The organism is Allobosea sp. P4_C6, from assembly GCF_056402015.1.
The window spans coordinates 1-3206 of sequence record NZ_JBFUIF010000150.1 but is presented as its reverse complement, the minus strand read 5'-3'; the positions used below and the strand labels follow the sequence as shown (position 1 = coordinate 3206).

The window sequence follows — 3206 nt, the reverse complement described above, 5'->3', positions numbered from 1 at the left end:
TTCAGACGCTTCACCTGGTCGGACTTCAGCCCGCCAAACTCCTTGCGCCAGCGATAATACGTGAACGCCGTCACGCTGATGGCCCGGATCGCCTCCGCGACCGGGCGCCCCTGGGACAACAGCACGTCGACCTGCCGCAGCTTCGCGACGATCTCTTCAGGCTTGTGCTTCTTCTGCGGCATCGCGGGCATCCTCCAAAGGCTCAAAAAGCCTACTTCAGGGAGGGCCACTTTTCAGGGGGCAGGCCAGTAGGCGAATCTGGGGGGCGCGCTTGTCCCGACGCCAACTTCCACCAATGGTGGAAGCCATGCACCATCGCCGCTGTGCAAAATGGACGCTCCCCTCCCTCCTCTAAAAAATAGGCTCGATACTGCAGTTTTATACAGGGCCCGCTTGGCTGGAAAAATCGGCTCAATACGCAGGTGCCGCAGTCAGTGTGCGGCTCAATACCGCGAACGTCGTGGGTCGGAAAACCTCAGTTCGGGTGCCCCGATGAATTCCATTGCAGCGTCTGACTCTTGAAGGAACCGAGGGACGTAAGGGGCGKCCCTCCTTCGACGTTTCCTCCCTAGACTTGTGCGCATCATCCTTCGGTTGGCGGCGCCCTTTTTGCATGGAAACCTACTGTGAGCTGCGGCTGCGGAAAGGCGTCCAAATTGGCGAGTATTCATCTCGGTTTTGCCGCGGCGCTTGGAGTGGTCGCTTGGCTCATCTTCGATGTGTTTACGGGACTGTTGACCTCTTCGCTGATCGCGGGTGCCTTCACCCTTCTGCGGCTCGCGTTCAGAGATCACTAGCCCCGCCTCAATCCCGTTCGGTTTAGACGCCCACCCATCCAGTAGGGATGACGGTCAAGCATCCGCGTATCGACCGCCTCAAGAGCGTGACTTGACAGGTTGGCCCTAACCGCGGGCGGGCTTTTTGGCGGATCAGTCTTGCGCCGGAGATGCAGCGGGAAATCCGCGACGACGGGAGAACCAGGTGGGCGCTAGCACCCCCGCCGTCGCTTCCGACGAACCCGCCTTGCAGGGCGYTCTCGCCGCCGTGAGAACCGCGCCCGTCGCGACCYCACTCCCTTACTTTGCRCGGGACTGGCCCGGAGGATCAATTCAATTCTKGACGGGGSGGAACTCGGCTGCGGCTGCCTCGTTGTGGCRGCGCWRCYGYTGCTTGATACAAAGCGACGGCGGCGATGGTTCTCTGCCAAGATGRCCATCGAAGGGAGCCGGCATTCACCGCTGCCGACTCCCTTCTTYTACTGCCGATCAGGARGSKAGCCGCGGRTGTACCGGCGCCCCGATCGGCCGGTAGACCATGGAATTCAGAAGCGGCCGTTCRCCCGCGCGCGACGACGGCCATCGGCCCGGCACTCCGAAAGGAGGCCGGGCCTTTTTCGCTTCAGTTTCAACGCGGCGTAGAGATCGATCTCGGCGCGCAGACGAGTGACCGCGGCGTCGCCTCGAATGCTTTCATGCCACGCATGCTGTCCTTTTCGCCATCGAGCGCCTGATTGCGCTGGGCCAGGGTAAGTCTAGTCAGAAACGCGACCTCGCATTCGTGGCGCCACTCCTCCGACCAGGTCGAGACCTCACGCCCGCCGAGGATGGCGGAGGGTTGGCAGGCGCAGCAGTGCGCAAACAATCGCGTTGCCGGTACGCGTCAGATGGCGAGCATCGCTTTTGACACCGCGACTGACGCGACCAATCCTGTCGGCTGCCAATCGCGCTCAATGGATGCGTTCAGAGCACTCGCTAGACCGCGTTCGAGCCGGCTACCGAAGCCCGGCGGCCTTGCGAGGAGGGGCACTGGGCCGCCATTTTCTCTCCAGCAAAGTCGCACCTGCACATCATCTGCCGAAATCTCGACGTGGAGCCGGCCCCTCTCGACGGACAGAGCGCCATATTTGGCAGCGTTCGTTGCCATCTCATGAAGCAGGAGCGCCAGATTCGTGGCCGCTTTGCCGCCAACCTGGCAATCGTCACCAGAAATGCGGATTCGGTCGTCGTCGTAGTAGGGTTCAAGAATCGCTCGAATGAGTGTGATGAGAGTGACGTGCGACCCGTCGRACCCACTTGATCGATCACCCAGTATAAGTTCGTGTGCTCGTGCGAGCGAGGAAAGGCGGTCTTGMACGCTGGCAATGACTTCACTTTTTTCCGCGTTCGACCGAGCACTGAGCGAGACAATTGCGTTGGCGAGTGCAAACAGGTTCTTCACCCGGTGTTGCATTTCACCCATCAGCAACTGCTGCTGCTGCTGCGCCAACAGCCTCTCCGTGATGTCCCGGGCGATTTTTGACGCGCCTACGATGTCCCCGTGCTCATTGCGAATGGGTGAGATGGTCAGCGAAATGTCGACCAGAGAGCCATCCTTGCGGCGACGCTTTGTCTCAAAATGATCGACGCGCTTGCCTGCGTGGATCTGAGCCAGAATGATCGGTTCTTCGTCCAAGCGGTCCGGCGGTATCAACACAGTCACAGATTGACCGATGATTTCCTCGGGTTTGTAGCCAAACAGGCGCGTTGCGCCGCCATTCCAACTTTGAATAATCCCACTGAGATTCTTGCTGACAATTGCGTCGTCCGAACCATCGATGATGGCTGCGAGCCAATCGCGTGGGTCAGGGGCGTCGGGCCCGTAGGCGAATTGGGGAACTAGCGCTGCCGCCTCGACTCGGGTCTTCGACAACCCAACCTCCGCCTATCTCACCACCACTGTGCCACGGCGGGATTCGATTTTTCCAAGCCGATCCGACGGCTCGCTCCAAGCGCAATGCGGCGAATAAAGCTGGCCACCCTTCCAGCTGAATAGGTCTTTTTGGACTGCTGCGTGTCAAGCCTGACATCGACAAGGGACAGAAGGTGTTGCACGGCTTCAACACAAAAAACAACTTGGCCACCTCCCTAGCCTCCATGATCCGAGCTAGCTTTGGGACCTCATTGATATCAGGGGAGTGGCAGGTCGCTTCCGGTCGGCCGCTTGAAAAGGCGACCGCGCCGGGCCCCAGAATGTTATTCTTCTCGGCCCAGGACGCGAAGAGGCCTTTCGTAGTCTCAGCCTCGATCTCCCCGCGGACCGATCGCCGCTCGGGGCAAGACATGGTTTGCCCGGTCGCGTCACCTACGGTTGATGCATATGGTCCAACGCGGCGGCCGGTGAAAGCCCCTCTCGCCAGTCGGGCCAGCGGAGCTCAGGCGGGCCAAACC

The 3206-nt window shown here is 60.5% G+C and carries 3 protein-coding genes; all 3 read right to left on the bottom strand.

The genetic code is table 11. From position 1 onward, the window contains the following. Positions 1–182, bottom strand: a 182-nt coding sequence (locus tag AC1DVA_RS27145; protein WP_476807020.1) for a transposase, incomplete at its 3' end; no start/stop codon positions are given. A gap of 1222 nt (positions 183–1404) precedes the next feature. Beyond that, positions 1405–1641, bottom strand: coding sequence for a DUF7696 family protein (locus AC1DVA_RS27140; protein ID WP_476807952.1), 237 nt, complete (start codon positions 1639–1641; stop codon positions 1405–1407). An 18-nt stretch (positions 1642–1659) separates the two neighbouring features. Beyond that, positions 1660–2688 (bottom strand): PAS domain S-box protein, encoded by a 1029-nt coding sequence (locus tag AC1DVA_RS27135; protein ID WP_476807951.1) that lies wholly within the window; start codon positions 2686–2688, stop codon positions 1660–1662. Positions 2689–3206 lie beyond the last annotated feature (518 nt).